Here is an 18,991-nt window from a genome sequence, read left to right as displayed (position 1 = left end):
GATGGACCATTGAAACGACGAGCCGGACCGTCGCCCGGAGCGCTGACACCGCTCTCGGCGACGGGGGACGTCTCGGCCGTCGATACTTGTGTAGTTATTGCTTTTCCCACGGCGCGTATGATCCCTACTTCACCGGAGCCGGAAAGACATACGAGGCCTCAGCGAGTTCGTTGGGGAACACAGTCAGCGTCTTGCCGCCTTGCACCTGCAGCACAGAGACTGTGGCGTTCTTGTTCTGCCCGGCACTGTCAAACTCCACCGGGCCGTCGTTGACGACGATCGGCTCATAGCTCAGTTCTGCGATGGCGTCACGGATATCAGAGGGAACCGCGCTCCCGCCCTCTTCCAACGCGGCAGCGATCACGTTCACAGCGTCATACGTTAGGGCGGCGCTCGTACGCATCGGCTCACCAAACGATTCTTCAAACGCTGCGGCTACAGCCTTGCTGCGATCGTTCGTGACATCAATTCGATAGTTGGCATTCAAGTAGCCTTCGCCACCGTTTGGCGCGTCCACGACAAACTGGGTTTGGTCGTAGCCTCCATTGGCCACACCAAACACGGCTTTTACGTCTGGCGCCATCGCGTTGACTGCCTGCGAGATCAGCAGCCCATCGCGGTAGTATCCCGTCACGGCGAGCAGATCCACACCCCCCGCGAGCGCCTGCTGCACCTGAGTCGAAAGGTCACTGGCGGCCGGGTCGTAGCTGATCGCGGTGGATACCGTCATTCCAAGCTCAGAGGCTTTTGCCTCAAATGCTTTGTATACAGAAGCACCATAGTTGCCCTGTTCATAGAGGAATCCGATTCTTTGAATCTCGGTGCCTGCCTCATCTGCCATGTCTTTGAGATACACGGCTGACCGCTCGCCCATCATGCCACCGGATGGCTGCACTCGGAACGAATATGTATAGCCCTGCTCGAGAATCGAGTCAAGTGCCGAAACGTCCATCACGAACGGCACCTCATTGCGTTCTGAGACGGCAGCGATATTGGCGCTCGTTCCGCTTTGAAACGATCCAACGAGTGCCGAAGCCCCCTCCTGGATCAGGCGCGTGGCCTCGCTTTGGCCAGTCTCTGGCTCGCCCTTGGTATCGACTGCTTCGAGCACAAGCTTGGCCCCGTTGAGCGACTCGATTCCACCAGCCTCGTTGATCTCATCGACCGCCATCTTGGCCGCGTGACTCATCTGCTGACCATCGGCTGCGTTGGCGCCGCTCAGCGGGTGGAGCGCGCCAATTACAATTTCTTCGACGGCCCCATCGCCGCCAGAACCACCGCTAGCGGCGGCGCCTTGGCACGCAGTAAGCGCAAGTGCGGCCACTGCAAACGTTGCGACAAGCGTGAGCTTCTTTGCTTTCATGCCATCCTCCATCACCATCGACATAGTTCCGATTAACGGAATCTGAGGTTACTTCTGACACCCAGCATACACGGGAGGCACCCCGGTGATGTCAAGAAAACAAAAGATTTTCCCAATATTTGCCCGAAATCCCGTGTTCCGTAGAGCGAAATCACTTTCTCGCAACATTCCCGAGCAACCCCTCCTGGACGCCTAGCTCAGCAACCTTGAGGGCCAGAGCCGTCGGGTCCACGACGGGGACCCCTCCTGGGGCTGCCGTCACTTCAACGGCCGAGCAGCCATTAATCAACACCTCCACACCGTCGGCTGAGGCCGTGGCCACAATTGCAGAGACGCGTGCGTTCCAGAGCACCGTGTTCGAGATGTCCTCAACGCTGAGATCCATCACATAGGCTCCGCTGAAAAGGTGGGCTATCCCGTAGCGGCGAACAGTGGCTTCATATTCGTCTGCAATGACTCGATTCCGTGTAATGACACCGAACTTCACACCCAGTGCCGCGAGAAATCCAGCACTCAGCCGGGTGATTCCAAGCACAGCCTGGGGAACGTCCTCGGACAATGCGAGCACTCCGGGGTCGAGCACACAGTCAGGCATTACCGCCGCGGTTGCGCTCCGCTGCGAGTTCAGTGCCACATGTACACCGGCTTCCTCGGACCGGCGTAGATCAGCGATCGTGCCGAGCTGATCAGGCGCTCCTGGCGGGAGGTTCTCAACATCAAACTGCCACCCCTCCGGTGCGAGCCTGTCGTAACGTTTCTGCCTTCGCGTGAGTTCCGACTCGTCTACCCGGATTGGCGTTATTGCTCGTATTCTCATTTCTCATTCCTGTCCACTATGTTGTCGGGCGCGATGCCACGCTCCCTGGTTACTAGGCGACCTTCCGGACAGCGGCCATCACCTCTCGCACGCTCTCCCCTTGCCAGAGGCGAGCGACGTGCGCTTGTAGAGCCGCCGCACGCTCATCCCCGAGAAGAGACTGCAACTTCTCCAGGAGATTCGTCATTGTCAGCGGGAAGTGATCTGCGTCTCCAATTGCGTTCGGAACACTGATTTCATGGTGAGTTCCGTTTCGCATAGACACAGTGACTCTTGCCCCCCGTTCCGCCGGCAGCCGAGAGTCGATCACGGGGTCAGTGACCACATTGACGAGGCCACGCAGCTGGGCAATCTCGGGCGCATTGAGCGCCCCCGGAGCAAAGCTCTCTGGCAGGCACATGCCGCGGTGTAGCGCTACAGCCACGACGTGCGGGATTGAGAACATGGCCGCTAGCCGATTTGTCGGCTCGACCGATGCCAGCGGCGCCGCTAATCGGTGAGTCGCCACCTCAATCGCTTCGATATCGTCGAGTTGCGGGCTGAACGTCTTCCGCAGCAGCAGTGCGGCGTCGGCCGGTGGGTGGGTGTAGTTGCACGAGGCGTGGCGCTTGTAGTAACCGCCCGAAACTTCCCAGCGCGTGCCTAACTCTGCGGTGAGCTCTGCCGTGTCTATTCTCCCGAGAATCTGGCCGAGCGTTACTTGCCCGGTCTCGTCAACACTGCCGAGACCAGCCTGGACGAGACGCACCGCCGTAACCCCGTTGAGCCCAGCGGTCCCCACCCACGTGTTCCTCACGAATGATCCAGCTATCGCACTCGCAAACGGCGAAGCCAGCACCAGGCCAGCGGCGGCATCCATACTTTCCGCAAGCTCAGCTTCTGAAAAGCCATTCAATCGCCCTACTGCCACTGCCGCACCGATCGCTCCCCAGTTGCCGTGCGGATGCAGCCCCTCCACTGGGGAGAATGCGCGCGCTACCCTCGCTGCGATTTCATAGCCAGCCAGCACCGCCGAGAGCATTTCGGCCCCGGAAACATTCAGGCGCTCGGCCTCCGCGATAGCCGCCGGAATAACGTGAGCCCCGGGATGGCCTCGAGCGAATTTGTTTCCCTCGTCGAGCTCAAGCGAGCACAGCGCGACCCCGTTGAGCATCACGGCCGCTTCGAGGTTAACGTCTCCTTCTCCGCCCCAGAGCGTGCAGGGTCCCGGCGTGCGGGGCCAGGCTCCCCGCAGGCAAACCAGCTCCGGCGTACCAGCCCCAGCCACGGCGACTCCGATGGAGTCGAACAGGGTCTTTCCAAGCGCTTCCCGCACCGACACGGGCACATCTGCGATATCCACTCCCGCCGCGAAAGCGGAGAGTTCCCTCAATACATCTTCACGCATAGAATTCCTCTAAATGGAACATTCAGACTCGGCATCGAGCCCGACTCCTGCGAGTATATACATACGCTTTACGCACACCGACACTCTTTTCGGTGAGCTCCCATGCACACAGAGACAGAAAGTGATCCGATGAGCGAGACGCCGATCCGCCCCCAAACCCCAGCTGACTCCACGACCGCCCGAGTAGCAGAGGTACTCCTAGCTTTCGCAGGCTCCAAGGAGCCGATTGGGATTACACACATTGCTCAAACAACGGGCCTCAGCAAAGCCGTGGTTCACAGAATCGTGCAGACACTATGCTCGACGGGATTCCTCTGGCAGAATCCCGAAACCCGCAAGTATCAGGTTGGCTTCGCTGCCTTTTCGCTCGTTGACTCTGCGAACCAGACGACTCGGTTTCGCCGGCTAGGAATGGAGATCATCACAGACCTAGCAGAAATAGCAGGCGAAACCACGACGCTGTCGTCCCGCATCGGCCACCGCCGGGTCTACATTGGGCAAGTCGAGAGCCGACAGCTTGTGCGCATTTCCGTAGAGGTCGGAGCAACGCATCCCCTGACGGTTGGAGCCTCAGGCGCCGCAATCCTCGCGTTCCTCCCTGACGACGAGATCGAGGCTTCGCTGCGCGCTCCAGTTCCCGCACTCAGCGAAAGCACCATTACTGCACCGGAGATGCTCAGAGCCCGACTCGAACGTGTACGCCAAGAGGGTTTCGCGCGCACCACCGGCGAGCGGGTTCGGGACTCAACGAGTTTCGCTGCTCCCGTGCGCAACCGATTCAACGAAGTGATTGGCGCGATCAGCGTGGCCGCGCTCACGTCACGCCTTACTCCCGAAAGGGAGGTGTCGCTAGCGAACCAGGCCATGGCCGCAGCCGATCAACTCACTGCAGGGCTCAAGGCCCCACTCAACCCGTAACCATCACTTGCACAGGAGTCGAACAAACTATGGAAATGCATCGCTCACCTGCCAGTGTCGCACTCACTGCGCTCTACGTTCCTGGAGACCGCACAGATCGTGTGCGGAAAGCACTCGGGTCCGGTGCCGATATCGTCATCGTTGACTTGGAAGACGCCGTAAGCGCCGACAATAAGCACCGGGCACGACTGGGGATGCACAGTGCTCTGTCCGACCTTGCCATGGGGGAACAAAAAGTGCAGGTAAGGGTGAACCCGCGAGGTTCAATCTGGCACGATGCCGATCTCGCCGCAGTTGCGCACCTTCCACCACACGTAGAAATCCGTATGCCGAAGGTTCACGCCGCCGAGGACGTAGAGCGGGCTCAGGAGCTCCTCCCGGGGAGACACTGGCACGCCCTTATCGAGTCACCGCTCGGCGTCGAGAACGCTTTTGCGATTGCGCAGGCCGGAGTGTCCTCAATCGGCCTAGGGGAAGCGGACCTTTGCTCTGCACTCGGACTTCCCCCGGGTCTCGAGGCGAACTTTGGCCTCGCCTGGGCCCGATCACGAATCGTCAACGCCGCGGCTGCCGCAGGGATCGTCCCCCCACTCATGAGCGTCTTTACCAACGTGAGAGACAGCGAGGGCCTTCGCGCAAGCTGCACCAAGGGTCGAATGCTGGGCTTCCTGGGCCGCGCAGCGATACACCCTTCGCAGCTTGCCCCAATCCGAGAGTCGTTTGCGCCTTCAACCGAGGAAGTCGTTCGGGCGCGGGAGACTCTGACCCGCGTTGGCGAGGCAGCTGCAGACAGTTCCGGCACGGTGGTGCTGCCTGATGGATCATTCCTCGATGCCGCAATGGTTGAGGGAGCCAAACGCATAGTTGCGATTAACGACTCGCTGACGTTCCGCAAGTAGGAACAGTCTTCCAGGAACAAAACTCTCGTTGTTCAAACAATAAAACCAGATCAAAACGATATTCTGAGATAGATTTTGAATTAACCGCCACGCTTAGATCGTAAATTCTGAACCGCATGTTTCTTTGAACGAAACTTTTCTGTAGACTCATTGGCGTCCGTTGCGGCTCCCGCCCGTGACGCTCACCCGCTGCCAAAGGAGGCACCATTGGGCACAGATCAGGCCCCGCTTTCGGGAATCAAGGTCATAGACGCGTCGACGATCATCGCAGGTCCCCTGTGCTGCCAGATTCTCGGCGACTTTGGCGCAGAGGTCATCAAGATCGAGCATCCTACGAAGCCTGACGGGCTACGTGGGCATGGCCACCAAAAGAACGGTCATCCCATCTGGTGGAAAGAAGTCTCTCGTAACAAACGTGGCGTTGCACTTAGTTTGAGCGTGCCGAGCGGAGCCGAGGCCCTTAAACGCCTCGTGCGGGACGCCGATGTGTTGGTTGAGAATTTCAGACCAGGAACGCTTGAACGATGGGGGCTTTCCCCGGCGGAACTACACGCGCTCAATCCAGGCCTCGTCATCGTCCGGATTACCGGATTTGGCCAAACCGGCCCATACGCCGCGCGCGCGGGCTTCGGCACCCTGGCTGAGTCGATGAGCGGCTTCGCCCACCTAACCGGTCCCGCCGATGCCGCGCCGAGCCTGCCTGCCTTTGGACTTGCTGACAGTATTTGCGGTATCGCTGCCTCGTCGGCCACTGTCATGGCACTTCGTCATCGCGATGCCACAGGCGAAGGGCAGGTTGTTGACATGAGCATTCTCGAACCTATCCTCACCGCTGTTGGCCCTTCACCGACGGTTTACCAGCAGCTCGGCATCATCGGCGAGCGCAACGGCAATCGATCCGTGAACAACGCCCCCAGGAACACCTACCTCACTGGAGACGGTAAGTGGCTCGCAATTTCAACAAGCGCGCAATCAATTGCAGAACGTGTTCTCACACTCGTCGGGCACCCAGAGGTCATCACCGAACCCTGGTTTGCGACCGGCGCAGGCAGAGTCGAACACGTTGAGCTCCTGGATGGGTACGTCGGTGACTGGATCGCCGCCCGCACTCTCGACGAAGTCGTCGAGGCTTTCACCGAAGCCGGCGCCGCCATCGCCCCCGTATATGACGCTGCTGACATCGTGGATGACCCTCATATTCGACAAACAGAAATGCTGACGGAGGTCAACGATCCTGACCTCGGACCGCTCCTCCAGCACAACGTCATGTGGCGGATGTCAAAGTCACCCGGGTCGATTCGTTTCACGGGCCGCGCTCACGGAGCAGATACCGACGCAGTTCTCCTCGAAGCCGGTTATACGGCTGACCAAATCCAAGACCTTAGAGAAAGTGGTGCGATCAAGTGACCGACCGGTTAGTTCAGGCCCTGAACGGGGACGTTCGAACGTACGATTTAGCGCGACAGCTGCGCGTCGGGATGCCGCAGTCGCCGAACCATCCTCAATTCTGGCATGTGCTGCCGCGGCGCCATGGCGACATGGTGCGTGCCGATGGCGGCAGCGCGGCAAACGACATGATCACGACTGGCACCCATGTGGGCACCCATATCGATGCTCTCGCGCACGTCAGTCAGGATGGTGAGTTGTATGGCGGCGCCGACGCGGGCGACGCGTGCCTGGGCGGGAAGTACGTTGAGCATGGCGTTCATACGATCGAACCAATGCTACGTCGGGGAATCCTCGTCGATGTCGCGGCTTATCTGGGCGTAACCACGCTCGACGGTGGCTATGAGATCACACTCGCTGACTTCGAGGCGACACTCGAGAAGCAGGGGACCGAAGTTCGTGAAGGCGACGTCGTGCTCATTCGTTCCGGCTGGGGTGCAAAATTTGACGAGGGCGCTACATTTGTCGGTGGTCCATCCGGCGTGCCGGGTATCGGCCCGGAGGTCGGCCAGTGGCTTGCCGATCGGAAAATCCACGCTGCAGGAGCCGATTCGATCGCGTTCGAGTGCCTCCAGCCCGGTGCCGGCCATGGCTTGCTACCCGTTCACCGCATCTTCCTTGTCGAACACGGGATCTACATCATTGAAGCGATGAATCTCGAGGAGATCTCTCACGAACAGGTGTGGGAATTCACCCTCGTGCTCGTACCCTTGAACATTTTCGGGGCAACTGGCTCTCCAGTGCGCCCGCTGGCGGTGGTCGCTGGTGAGTAGTCTGACCCTTTCGCAGCAGCTGGCACGCTTCGCATACGAGACTCACTTCGATACGCTTCCCTCGGCGGTGGTAGAAAGCGTGAGAGGTAGGATCCTCGATATTCTTGGCATCTGTTTCGCCGCAACAGAACTGTCAACGAGCCAGGCAGCCATGCAATGGGTAGAGCGACAAGGCGGTACCCCACAGGCGACCGCCATTGGGCTCTCCCACGCGGTCCCCGCCCAGAACGCCGCATTCGTCAACGGCGTGCTGGCCCACTCCCTCGACTACGACGACACCCATCTCCCTTCGGTGCTGCATCCAAGTGCAACTATCGTCCCCGCTACGCTCGCAGTCGCCGAGGCAACTGGGGCATCCGGCGAGGCCACGATTGCAGCGATCGCCGTTGGAATTGAGGTGTGCGTCCGGCTGGGAATGGCCGGTTATGACCAGGAAGCTGGCAACTCTACATTCTTTGAGCACGGCCAACACGCCACCTCAATCACCGGCGCCATGGGCGCAGCGGTCGCCGCCGGCCTGCTGAGCGGGTTGGACGAGACTGGCCTCGCCGACGTGCTTGGAGTCACTGCATCCATGGCTTCAGGGCTGATCGAGTCCAACCGCACCGGCGGGACGGTGAAACGAATGCACTGCGGCTGGGCAGCCCACGCAGCAGTGTCGGCATCGCAACTCGTATCGCTCGGGTTCACTGGCCCACCGACTGTCTTGGAGGGCAGATTCGGCTTCTACGAAGCTTGGTTGCACGGAAAGTTCGATCCGGAAGAGATCACTCGGGATCTCGGAAAAGTGTGGTCAGTCCCGAGTATCTTCTTCAAGCCGTATCCGGCGAACCATTTCACTCACGCAGCAATTGACGCAGCCCTGGCTTTCCGCGCGGAGGGGCTCCGACCCGAGGCCATCAAGAGCATCGAGCTCGGCGCGGCTGCGGCCCCCGCGCGCACCATTGGGGAACCTATCGCAGTCAAGCGGCGCCCCGAAACTGGATACATGGCACAGTTCAGCGCCCCCTTCGTGATCGCTGCCGCCCTTACCGGGGGCGGTGGTTTGGGCCTCGGCCTGGACGACTTCACCGATGCACGCGCGACGGATCCGGAACTACGCAAGATCATGGACAAGGTTACGGTGGTCGCCGACGCCGAGTGCGATGCCATCTTCCCTCATCAATTCCCCGGGGTACTACGTGTGTTAACCGTCGACGGGCAGCGCCTCGAGAAGAAGGTGCTCGTCAATCGCGGAGGGCCGGAGCATCCACTCAGCTTTGACGAGCTCGGGGCGAAGTTTCAGGACAACGCCTCCAGAGTGCTCAGTGAGCATTCCGTGCAACACGTGCGTGCTTCAGTCGCAGAATTCGAGCGATTGACGTCCGTCGGCGAAGCGATTGCAGTACCGCTCGCCTCACATTCCCCTAGCAACCGAACAACTTCCAAGGAGTGAACATGTCTGAATTCGACCTTCTCATCAGGAATGTCAAAGTAGTGAGCGCTACCGCAGACCCGATCGTCGGCGATATCGCGGTCAAAGACGGCAAGATCGCGGCAATTGAGTCTTCCATTAACGCTGAGCTCGCAAAGCACGTTGTCGATGGCGAGGGCAAGCTTGCCTTCCCCGGTGTGATTGATGCGCACCAACACTGGGGCATCTACAATCCCATTGATCAAGACATCGTCAGTGAGTCGCGTGCATCGGCCCAGGGCGGCGTAACCACAGGCATCAACTACACCCGAACTGGCCAGTACTACATGAACGAGGGCGGCTCATACGCTCAGTTCATGCCCAAGGTTCTCAACGCCTGCGCCGGCCGCTCGCACATTGATTACGCCTTTCACGTCGCACCGATGTCGAAGCAGCACATCGACGAGTTGCCCATGCTGACCAACGAATTTGGCGTAACCTCATTCAAAATCTACATGTTCTACGGCGGCTTCGGTTTGCACGGAGCATCGTCGAGCCAGCGAGAGTTTCTCATGCTGCCTGAGGGTGAGAATTACGACATCGCCCACTTCGAATTCGTCATGCGCGGCGTGCAGCGGTTGCGCGAAGAGCTGCCAGAATTCGCGGACGAGATTTCCCTCGGCCTCCACTGTGAGACCGCGGAGATTATGCGCGCGTACACCGAGATAGTGCAGGAAGAAGGCAAGCTCAAAGGTCTCGAGGCTTACAGCGCGGCACGCCCGCCGCACTCGGAGGGGCTGGCGATCACCATTGCCTCGTACTTGGCGCACGAAACACGACTGCCCACTATTAACCTCCTGCACTTGACTTCGGCCAAGGCGCTGGAGGCGGCCATGCTCATGAAGGACGCATTCCCGCACGTCAACTTCCGTCGTGAGGTAACGATCGGGCATCTCCTGGCGAGCTACAACACGGCGGCAAACTTCGGTGGCAAGGTCAACCCGCCTCTGCGCTCGGAGGCAGATATCGAAGCGCTTTGGCACCACGTTGGTGAAGGAAACATCGACTGGATCGTCAGCGACCACGCGTGCTGCACTGAAGATGAGAAATTTGGCAAAGGTGACGCCCACGACGACATTTTCGCTGCACGATCGGGATTTGGTGGGGCAGAGTATCTCCTACCCGGGTTCGTTGGTGAGGGTCTGAAGCGGGGGGTGTCAGAGCAGCGAATCGCACAGCTCACCTCGTGGAACGTTGCACGCCGTTTCGGGCTGACCGACAAGGGAGATCTGGCTGTTGGGTATGACGCGGATATTGCCCTCGTCGATCCGACGCAGACCACTGTCATTCGCCCGGAGGACTCCGAGTCGCGCCAGGAGTACACGCCGTTTGATGGGTTTACGCTCGAAGCACTCGTAACCGACACGTTCGTGCGTGGCTCACACGTCCTCAAGAACGGTGCCGTTGTGGGGGGTCCCACCGGACGTTACGTGCCGCGAGGCCCCCGAGCCGGAGAGATACTAGCCGCACAGTAACACTGGAAATAGCGGGACACATTCGTCTCTCGCCACTAGTCGGCCCCCGGAATCAGAAAGCTTCCTGAGCCCGGGGGCCGATCAACGCCCAGCGCGCCCCTACTTCGCCCGCGGGTGCGCGTTCACGTAGTGCTCGCGCAGCGTGTCCGCGGTGACCTGCGTGTAGATCTGGGTCGTCGTCACCGAGGAGTGCCCGAGGAGCTCCTGCACGGCGCGCACGTCGGCGCCCCCGGCGAGCAGGTGCGTCGCGAACGAGTGCCGCAGCGTGTGCGGCGACACCTCCTGCGTGAGCTCCGCCGCCTCTGCCGCGGCCCGGATGACGAGCCATGCGCTCTGGCGGGAGAGCCTCGCGCCGCGGGGCCCGAGGAACAGCGCGGGTGTGCCGGTGCCGCGGGCCGCGAACTGCGGCCGGGCGCGCACGAGGTAGGCGGCGAGCGCGCGGCCGGCGTAGCTGCCATATGGCACGATCCTGGTCTTCGATCCCTTGCCGGTAACGCGCAGCAGGCCGCCGTCGCTGAGGGTCCCCTCCGGGTCGCCCCACACGTCTGAGCCCTCGCGGCCCGTCCCTGCGTACAGGTCGTCGAGGTCGATCGCGGCGACCTCGCTCACCCGCGCGCCGGTCGCGTAGAGCAGTTCGAGGAGCGCGCGGTCGCGGAGCGACACCGGGTCGTCGCCGGTCACGGCCGCGAGCAGCGCCTCGACGTCCTCGATGGGGAGCGCTTTCGGGAGCCGCTTGCCCTTCTTCGGGGTGCGCACGCCGCGGCCGGCGTTCTCGGGGAGCGCGCCCTCGTCGTACAGGAACCGGTGCAGCCCGCGCACGGTCGACACCATTCGCGTGATGGAGGCGGCGGAGTACGCGGGCACCGGATCCTGATCGGCCGTCTCGCCGCCGGGCTCCGTGGCCCGCGGGGCGCGCGTCTCCTCGGCGAGCGCGGCGACGTACGCCGAGATCGTGTCGGGCGTGACGGCGGCGAGGTCGTCGACGCCGCGCGCACCGAGCCAGTCGGCGTACTTCGCGAAGTCGCGCCGGTACGCGGCCATGCTGTTGTCGCTCAGGCCGCGCTCGATGCTCAGGTGCCTGAGGTATTTCGCGATCGCTTGCCCCGGCTCCATGCGCCTACCTCGAGCGTTCGCCGCGCACGCGGTCGCGCGCGGTCCACGGCAGATCAGGATCGCGGAGCGTCGTCCACCCCGCCGCCTTCGACGCGGCCGCCGCGAGCACGGCCCCGACGGTGAGCGCGTTTCCGATGCGCCCGTCGAGCGCCGCGGTGACCGCGTCCTCGAGCGGCACCCACACCGGCTCAAGCTCGGCCTCTTCGCCCTCGCGCACGAACTCGTGCACGGCCTCGCTCAGGCCGCGGGCGAGGAAGACGCGAATCGCCTCGCTGGAGCCGCCGGGGCTGAGGAACATCTCGAGCAGCAGCGACCACTCGGTCGCCTGCAGGTCCGCCTCCTCGGCGAGCTCCCGCTTGGCTCCGACGAGGCCGCTCTCGCCGGCGACGTCCATGAGGCCCGCGGGAATCTCCCAGTCGCGGTGCGCGATCGGGTGGCGGTACTGCCGGAACATGAGCGCGCGATCTTCGTCGTCGAGCGCAAGCACGGCGACGGCGCCCGGATGGTCCATGTAGTCGCGCTCAAGCACGGTGCCGCCGAAGTCGAGGCGGTCGCGCCTGATGTCCCAGACGTGACCGGCCACGAGCTCCGTGCTCTCGAGCACGCGCACGTCGGGTGCGGGCTCGTCGGCGATCGGGGGCTCGTGGCCGGCCGCGTTCAGCACGTGTGGTTACTCCGCCGAGGTCTCTTCGACCTCGAACAGGCTCGCCGCCTCGCGACGCTCGATCGCGGCGCCCGCGAGGCCCGCGAACAGCGGGTGCGGCTTGCCGGGGCGCGAACGCAGCTCGGGGTGCGCCTGGGTGGCGATGTAGTACGGGTGTACGCTGCGGGGCAGCTCGACGTACTCGACGAGGCCGCCGTCCGGGCTGAGGCCCGAGAACGAGAGGCCAGCCTCCGCGATCTGGTCGCGGTACTCGTTGTTCACCTCGTAGCGGTGGCGGTGGCGCTCGCTCGCGGTGTCGGCTCCGTAGACCTCTGCGGCGAGGGAGCCCTCAGCGAGCTTCGCCTCGTACAGGCCGAGCCGCATGGTGCCGCCCAGGTCGCCGCCGCCCAAGATCTCGACCTGTTCCGCCATCGTCGCGATGACCGGGACCGGGGTCTCGGGGTCGAACTCGGTCGAGGACGCGCCCTCGAGCCCGGCGACGTTGCGCGCGTACTCGATGACCATGCACTGCAGGCCGAGGCAGATGCCGAGCGTCGGGATGCCGTTCTCGCGGGCGAAGCGGAGCGCGCCAAGCTTGCCCTCGATGCCGCGGATGCCGAAGCCGCCAGGCACGCAGATCGCGTGCAGGTGCGACAGGTGCTCGCGTGCGCCCTCGGGGGTCTCGCACGAGTCCGACGGGATCCACTCGATGTTCACCTTGGTCGAGTGCGCGAAGCCGCCGGCGCGGAGCGCCTCGGTGACCGAGAGGTATGCGTCGGGGAGGTCGATGTACTTGCCGACGAGGCCGATCGTGACCTCGCCCTTCGGGTTGTGCACCGCGTCGAGCACGGGGCGCCAGCCGGTCCAGTCCACGTCGGTGACGCGGTCGGTGAGCTGCAGGTGGTCGACGATGGTCTGGTCGAGGCCCTGCGAGTTCAGCAGCTGCGGGAGGTCGTAGATGCTCTTCACGTCGATCGCGTTCACGACCGCGCTCTCTTCAACGTCGCACATGAGGGCGATCTTGCGGAGGTTGTCGCCCGTGACCGGGCGGTCCGAGCGCAGCACGAGCGCGTCGGGCTGAATGCCGATCGAGCGCAGCTGCGCGACCGAGTGCTGGGTAGGCTTCGTCTTCTGCTCGCCCGAGGCGCCCATGAACGGCACGAGCGAGACGTGCACGAAGATGACGTTCTTGCGGCCGAGCTCGTGGCGCACCTGGCGCGCCGACTCAAGGAACGGCTGCGACTCGATGTCGCCGACGGTGCCGCCGATCTCGGTGATGATGACGTCGGGCTGCGGATCCTGCTCTGCCTGCAGGCGCATGCGACGCTTGATCTCGTTGGTGATGTGCGGGATCACCTGGACGGTCGCGCCGAGGTAGTCGCCGCGGCGCTCCTTCTGGATGACCTCCGAGTAGATCTGCCCGGTCGTCACGTTCGCAGCCTGCGACAGGTTGATGCCGAGGAAGCGCTCGTAGTGCCCGATGTCGAGGTCCGTCTCGGCACCGTCGTCGGTCACGAAGACCTCGCCGTGCTCGAACGGGTTCATCGTCCCCGGATCGACGTTCAGGTAGGGATCCAGCTTCTGCATGACAACATGCAGGCCGCGTGCGGTAAGAAGATTACCGAGACTCGCGGCGGTCAGGCCCTTGCCGAGTGAGGAAACAACCCCACCGGTCACGAAGATGTGCTTGGTTGTTTTGCTCTGTTCCGCGTTTGTGCCCACGGGCTTCAATCCTATCACTTCTTCGGTCTGGTGAACAGCGGTCGGCTGGGAGTCTGGAGCGGTCGGCGCGCCGGCCGCTACCTGGCGTTCTGGCGCGGCACCCACACCTGCTTGATGATCATCAACACCGCGGCGGTAACGGGGATCGCGATGAGCGCGCCGAGCAGGCCGAGCAGCGTACCGCCGGCGAGCGCGCCAATGACGACGAGCGAGCCCGGCACCGACACCACGCGGTTCATGATGCGCGGCGTGAGAAGGTACGACTCGAGCTGCATGTAGATGAGGTAGTAGATCGCCGCGACGAGCGCCGTGATTGGCGAGTTGAACAGGGCGATCGCCGTCACGAGCACGGTCGCGAGGACCGAGCCGATGAGCGGGATGAGCGCGAGCAGGAACACGCCGACCGCGACGAGGCCCGCGAACGGGACCCCGACAATGGTCATCATGATGAAGCCGAGCGTCGCGTTCACGAGCGCGAGCACGACCATGCCGTTCACGTAGCCACCGACCGACTTCGTCACCTGCTCGGTGATGTCGATGACCTTCGCACGGCCCGAACGCGGCACGATCGAGTAGAACCCGCGCTTGATGGTGCGCAGCGAGGAGAGGAAGTACAGCGACAGGATGAGCACGATGAGGCCAGCGGTGAGGCCGTTCGCGATCCCGATGCCTGCCTGCCAGACTCCGCCGGCGACCGACGCCCAGTTCGAGGGCTTCCCGATGAAGTCCTGCCCCATCTTCAGGATCGAGTTGAAGTCGACGAACTCGCCGAAGCGGTCGTTTACGTCCTTGTACCACTGCTCGTTCGTGAGGTTGCGGACGATCTCAGGGGCGCTCTGCACGAGCTGCGCGACCTGGTTGCCGATCATCGGGATCACGATCGCGAGGATGCCGCCGATGATGAGGATGAAGCCGACGAACACGATGCCGATGCCGAGCGGCCGCCGCACGCCGTGCCGTTCGAGCCACCGCACGACGGGGTCAAGGCCAAGCGCGATGAACAGCGCGGCGACGACGTACATGAGGATCGTCGACAGCTGACCGACCATGTCGCCGACGACGAGCGCGACGAGCACGCCGAGCGTCACGGTGAAGCCGAGCGCGAACGGGCGGCCGATCGTGAACTCACGCTTCGGGCTCTCGCGCGCCTCATCCTCCGCGTCCAGGGCGGCCTCGCGTGCGTCGCGATACATCTCGCGAACTTCCGCGTCCATCTGCTTCGTGTCGGCATGCAGCACGAGCTTCGGCTCGGTTGGCTCGGAACTCTGTTGCTCCGTCACCTCCGGCGCCTTGGTCTTCTTGCCAAAGCCTATGGACTTGAATATCGACATGCAGTGAGCGTAGCAGCGGCACGCCGCTCAGAGCGAGGCATCGCCTCGCGCGGCGACGCCGCCGGGCACGCCCTCGGGCCCGGCCGACGCGGGAACCGCGGAGGAGAGCCGCTCAGAGCGAGGCATCCCTCCCGCGCTACGCCCCGAGCTGCAGCAGTTCTGCGGCGTGGTCGAGGGCGCTCTCGGACGTATCGAGGCCGGACAGCAGGCGCGCCATCTCCGCGAGCCTGGCGTCACCGTCGAGCCGCTGGCAGCTCGACTGCGTAAACCCGCCGCTCGAGTCCTTCACGACGCGGAGGTGGTTCGTCGCGAAGGCGGCGACCTGCGCGAGGTGGGTGACGACGATGACCTGCGACGTCTTCGAGAGCTGTTTGAGCCGCCGCCCGATCTCGATCGCTGCGGCGCCGCCGACGCCTGCGTCCACCTCGTCGAAGACGAAGGTCGGCACGGGGTCAGCGCCCGCGAGCACGACCTCGAGGGCGAGCATGACGCGCGACAGCTCGCCGCCGGAGGCGCTCTTCGCGATCGGCCGCGGCGTCGATCCCGGGTGCGGGGCGAGCAGGAACTGGACCTCGTCGGCGCCAGACGTGGTCAGCGCGTCGAGGGGAGCAATCGACGCCACGAACTGGGCGTCGGGGAGCGCAAGCTCGCGCAGTTCCGCGCTGACGGCGGTGCCGAGCTCGGCGGCCGCGCGCGTGCGCAGCTCCGTGAGCGTCGCGGCGCGGGCGCCCTCCTGCTCGGTGAGCTCGGCGACGCGGTCGGCAAGCCCTCCGAGCGCCTCGTCGTCGTTGTCGAGCTCGAGGAGCGCGCGCGACGAGGCCTCCGCGTGCTCGAGCACCTCCGCGCTCGTCGCGCCGTAGAAGCGGAAGAGCGCCGTCAGCTGCGCGAGGCGGTCGTTTGCACGGGCGAGTTCGCCCGGCCCTTCTTCGTCGAGGTCGCTCGCGTAGGCCGCGAGCTCCTTCGCGGCGTCGGCGATCTGAAAGCTCACCGAGCGCAGCTGTTCGACGACTGCGGCGATGCGCGGGTCGAGGTCGGCGACCCGCTCAAGATCCTGCACCGCGAGATCGACGAGCCCGCCGGCGTCGCGCTGCATGGGGTCGTCGGACTCGCTTGCGAGCGCCTCCCCCGCGCCGACCGCGGCCGCGCGCAGGCCCTCGACGTTGCCGAGCATCTCGATCCGCTGGGTGAGCTCGATCTCCTCGCCGGCAACCGGTTCGACGGCGTTGATCTCCTCGAGCTCGGCGCGGAGCTTCGCGGCCTCGGCCGCCCTGGACTCCTGCGTCTCGGTGAGCGTGAGCAGGCGCTCCTCGGCCGCGACCCGCTCGGCGTGCACGTCGCGGTAGGCGCGCAGGGCGTCCGCGATCTTCGAACCACCGAACCTATCGAGGGTGTTGCGCTGCGCCGACTGCGACTTCAATCGCAGCTGCTCCGACTGGCCGTGGACGGCGAACAGCCGGTCTGCGAGCCGCCCGAGGGCGCCGACGGGCGCGCTTGCGCCGCCGACTGCCGCACGGCTGCGGCCCTCGGCCGACACGGTGCGGCTCATGACGAGGTCGCCGTCTTCGACGTCGCCGCCGAGCTCGTCGACGATGTCTGCGACCGCGGCGTCTGCGGTGTGCACGATGCCGCTGACGCGCGCCTGGCTCGCGCCGATGCGCACCGCCCCGGCGTCCGAGCGTTCGCCCATGAGGAGGCCGAGCGCGCTCACGACCATGGTCTTGCCCGCGCCGGTCTCGCCGGTGATCGCGGTGAAGCCTGGCCCGAGCGGGAGCGTCGCGTCGGCGATCACCCCGAGGTCTTTGATGCGGAGTTCTTCGATCATGCCTCACCACCTCCGTTGGTGCCGTCGTCAGCGCGGGTCGCTGCCGCGCTCGCGCCGCCGCTGCGGCCGTTCCCATTCCGGTCGCCCCGCCACCCCGAGACCGGGAGGTCGAACTTGCGCACGAGACGCTCAGAGAACGGCGCCTCGTTCAGCCGCGCGATGCGCACGGTCTCGGGCGAGCGCCGCACCGTCACGACCGATCCGGCGGGCAGCTCGGTCCGGCGCCGGCCGTCGCACCACATGACGCCCGGACCGATGTTCTCGGGCAGGATCCGCACGGTGAGCTCGGAGTCGGGCCCCGCGACGAGCGGCTTATTGAACAGGGCGTGCGCGGCGATCGGCACCATGAGCAGCGCCTGCACGGAGGGCCACACGATCGGCCCTCCCGCCGAGAACGCGTAGGCCGTCGATCCGGTCGGGGTCGCGAGCACGACGCCGTCGCAGGCGAACACAGACACCGGGTGGTCGTCGATCCCGACCGACACTTCGAGCATGCGCCTGCGCTTCTCGACTGTCGCCTCGTTCAGCGCCCACGTCTCCGCGAGCACCTCACCGTTGAGTTCGGCACGCACGTCGAGGGTGAGGCGCTCGTCGACCGTGTAGTTGCCGGCAAGCACCTGCTCGACCGTGAAGCCGAGGTCGAAGCTTTCCATCTCGGCGAGGAAGCCGACGTGGCCGAGGTTCACGCCCGCGATCGGGCACGCCGAGCCGTGCAGCATCTCCGCCGCGCGCAGGATCGTGCCGTCACCGCCGAGCACAAACGCCGCCTCGAGCTGGCTCAGGGGGACCTCGTCACCGAGTACCGCAGTGCGGGTGACGTCCATATGCGGCGCGAACTCCGCTCGGTCCGCCGCGCCAAGCACGGGAACGACGCCTGCAGCAATAAGGGCGTCGACGACCGCGGCCGTTGCCTCAATCGCCTCGGTTCGATAGGTGTGCGACACGATGAGCATGCACCGGTCCTGCGCTGAAACTGTCACTCGCCGCTCCCCTCTTCACGCGTGTATGCGGGCGCGCACACCTCGTCGATGCGCTCCGTCCATTCTCCCGGATCGGTCGGTTCGCCGCGCAGCAGATGCACGAGGAATTCACGATTGCCTTCGCCGCCCGCGATCGGTGACGGGGCGAGGCCGCGCACGCCGAGCCCGTTCTCCGCCGCCGAGGTGAGCACCTTCAGGATCGCCTCCCGCCACAGCGCCGGGTCGGTCACGATCCCGTCGCGCACCCGCCCGACCTCGAACTGGGGCTTGATGAGGAGCGCAAGCTCCGCCCCCGGGTCGGTGCAGCGGGTGATCGCGGGCAGGATCAACGTAAGGGAGATGAAGGAGAGGTCGGCGACGACGAGGCTCGGTCGCTCGGCTACGCCGGTAAGCGTGGCGAGCAGCGCGGCGTCGAGCTCGCGCGCGTTGCAGCCCTCGACGACGCGCACGCGCGGGTCCGCGCGCAGCTCCGGTGCGAGCTGGTCGTGGCCGACGTCGACCGCGAGCACCTCCCGGGCCCCGTGTTCGAGCAGCACCTGCGTGAAGCCGCCCGTCGAGGCTCCGAGATCGAGCGCGAGCCTGCCCGCTGGGTCGATGGCGAACGCCGTCAGTGCGGCGATGAGCTTGTGGGCGCCGCGGCTCACGTAGTGGTCGTCGCCGCGCACGCTCACGAGCGCGCCGGCGCGCACCCGCGTCCCCGGCTTGGTGGCGGTGACGCCGTCGATCGCGATCCCGCCCGCGCCGATCAGCTCCGCCGCACGGCTGCGTGACCGCACCAGCCCGAGCTCGACGACGGCGCGGTCGACCCGTTCGAGTGGGCCGTCCCACCGGCTCTCCGCTGCCACCGGG

16 protein-coding genes are annotated in these 18,991 nt (G+C 64.5%); 6 read left to right on the top strand and 10 right to left on the bottom strand.

The features are described from left to right. Positions 1 to 124 precede the first annotated feature (124 nt). The 3 genes from BJ960_RS02350 to BJ960_RS02340 all read right to left on the bottom strand — a co-directional run bounded on the left by BJ960_RS02350 (position 125) and on the right by BJ960_RS02340 (position 3,567). Positions 125 to 1,363: an ABC transporter substrate-binding protein gene (locus tag BJ960_RS02350; protein WP_185986094.1), complete on the bottom strand. Its 1,239-nt coding sequence runs from the start codon at positions 1,361 to 1,363 to the stop codon at positions 125 to 127. A 151-nt stretch (positions 1,364 to 1,514) separates the two neighbouring features. After that, a complete protein-coding gene (locus tag BJ960_RS02345) occupies positions 1,515 to 2,180 on the bottom strand; it encodes an aspartate/glutamate racemase family protein (protein WP_185986093.1) in 666 nt (221 codons plus the stop codon). 52 nt (positions 2,181 to 2,232) lie between these two features. Continuing rightward, on the bottom strand, positions 2,233 to 3,567 hold the full coding sequence (locus BJ960_RS02340) for an MmgE/PrpD family protein (RefSeq protein WP_185986092.1): 1,335 nt from the start codon (positions 3,565 to 3,567) through the stop codon (positions 2,233 to 2,235). Positions 3,568 to 3,696: 129 nt separating this feature from the next. On the opposite strand from BJ960_RS02340, the gene BJ960_RS02335 reads away from it, so the two are divergent. The 6 genes from BJ960_RS02335 (at position 3,697) to BJ960_RS02310 (ending at position 10,531) form a co-directional block, all read left to right on the top strand. Then, positions 3,697 to 4,485, top strand: a complete 789-nt coding sequence (locus BJ960_RS02335; RefSeq protein ID WP_185986091.1) for an IclR family transcriptional regulator — start codon at positions 3,697 to 3,699, stop codon at positions 4,483 to 4,485. 29 nt (positions 4,486 to 4,514) lie between these two features. Continuing rightward, a complete protein-coding gene (locus BJ960_RS02330) occupies positions 4,515 to 5,384 on the top strand; it encodes an HpcH/HpaI aldolase/citrate lyase family protein (protein WP_221936262.1) in 870 nt (289 codons plus the stop codon). A gap of 207 nt (positions 5,385 to 5,591) precedes the next feature. After that, the gene (locus BJ960_RS02325) at positions 5,592 to 6,791 is read left to right on the top strand and encodes a CaiB/BaiF CoA transferase family protein (protein WP_185986090.1); all 1,200 of its coding nucleotides are present in this window, start codon (positions 5,592 to 5,594) and stop codon (positions 6,789 to 6,791) included. Beyond that, positions 6,788 to 7,603: a cyclase family protein gene (locus BJ960_RS02320; protein WP_185986089.1), complete on the top strand. Its 816-nt coding sequence runs from the start codon at positions 6,788 to 6,790 to the stop codon at positions 7,601 to 7,603. The genes BJ960_RS02325 and BJ960_RS02320 overlap by 4 nt, the downstream gene beginning before the upstream one ends. Continuing rightward, the gene (locus BJ960_RS02315; RefSeq protein WP_185986088.1) at positions 7,596 to 9,038 is read left to right on the top strand and encodes an MmgE/PrpD family protein; all 1,443 of its coding nucleotides are present in this window, start codon (positions 7,596 to 7,598) and stop codon (positions 9,036 to 9,038) included. The genes BJ960_RS02320 and BJ960_RS02315 overlap by 8 nt, the downstream gene beginning before the upstream one ends. Before the next feature lie 2 nt (positions 9,039 to 9,040). Beyond that, positions 9,041 to 10,531, top strand: coding sequence for a dihydroorotase (locus BJ960_RS02310; RefSeq protein ID WP_185986087.1), 1,491 nt, complete (start codon positions 9,041 to 9,043; stop codon positions 10,529 to 10,531). 99 nt (positions 10,532 to 10,630) lie between these two features. Here BJ960_RS02310 and BJ960_RS02305 read toward each other — a convergent pair whose 3' ends face one another. The 7 genes from BJ960_RS02305 to BJ960_RS02275 all read right to left on the bottom strand — a co-directional run bounded on the left by BJ960_RS02305 (position 10,631) and on the right by BJ960_RS02275 (position 18,987). After that, positions 10,631 to 11,644 carry a site-specific tyrosine recombinase XerD gene (locus BJ960_RS02305; RefSeq protein ID WP_185986086.1) on the bottom strand — a complete coding sequence of 338 codons (1,014 nt, stop codon included), beginning with the start codon at positions 11,642 to 11,644 and terminating at the stop codon, positions 10,631 to 10,633. A gap of 4 nt (positions 11,645 to 11,648) precedes the next feature. Then, positions 11,649 to 12,308, bottom strand: a complete 660-nt coding sequence (locus BJ960_RS02300) for an NUDIX domain-containing protein (protein ID WP_185986085.1) — start codon at positions 12,306 to 12,308, stop codon at positions 11,649 to 11,651. A 6-nt stretch (positions 12,309 to 12,314) separates the two neighbouring features. Beyond that, positions 12,315 to 14,009, bottom strand: a complete 1,695-nt coding sequence (locus tag BJ960_RS02295) for a CTP synthase (protein WP_185986084.1) — start codon at positions 14,007 to 14,009, stop codon at positions 12,315 to 12,317. Positions 14,010 to 14,086: 77 nt separating this feature from the next. Then, on the bottom strand, positions 14,087 to 15,340 hold the full coding sequence (locus BJ960_RS02290) for an AI-2E family transporter (protein ID WP_121076108.1): 1,254 nt from the start codon (positions 15,338 to 15,340) through the stop codon (positions 14,087 to 14,089). A 136-nt stretch (positions 15,341 to 15,476) separates the two neighbouring features. Beyond that, positions 15,477 to 17,162 (bottom strand): DNA repair protein RecN, encoded by a 1,686-nt coding sequence (gene recN, locus BJ960_RS02285; protein ID WP_185986083.1) that lies wholly within the window; start codon positions 17,160 to 17,162, stop codon positions 15,477 to 15,479. Then, a complete protein-coding gene (locus BJ960_RS02280) occupies positions 17,159 to 18,142 on the bottom strand; it encodes an NAD kinase (protein ID WP_307814645.1) in 984 nt (327 codons plus the stop codon). The genes recN and BJ960_RS02280 overlap by 4 nt, the downstream gene beginning before the upstream one ends. Next, on the bottom strand, positions 18,139 to 18,987 hold the full coding sequence (locus tag BJ960_RS02275; protein WP_307814644.1) for a TlyA family RNA methyltransferase: 849 nt from the start codon (positions 18,985 to 18,987) through the stop codon (positions 18,139 to 18,141). Before BJ960_RS02275 ends, BJ960_RS02280 begins: the two co-directional genes overlap by 4 nt. Positions 18,988 to 18,991: the final 4 nt, after the last annotated feature.

The sequence above is a fragment of the Leucobacter aridicollis genome, from assembly GCF_013409595.1.
Classification (GTDB): domain Bacteria; phylum Actinomycetota; class Actinomycetes; order Actinomycetales; family Microbacteriaceae; genus Leucobacter; species Leucobacter aridicollis.
The sequence above is the reverse complement of the archived record's forward strand: the minus strand, read 5'-3'. Positions and strand labels throughout refer to the sequence as shown.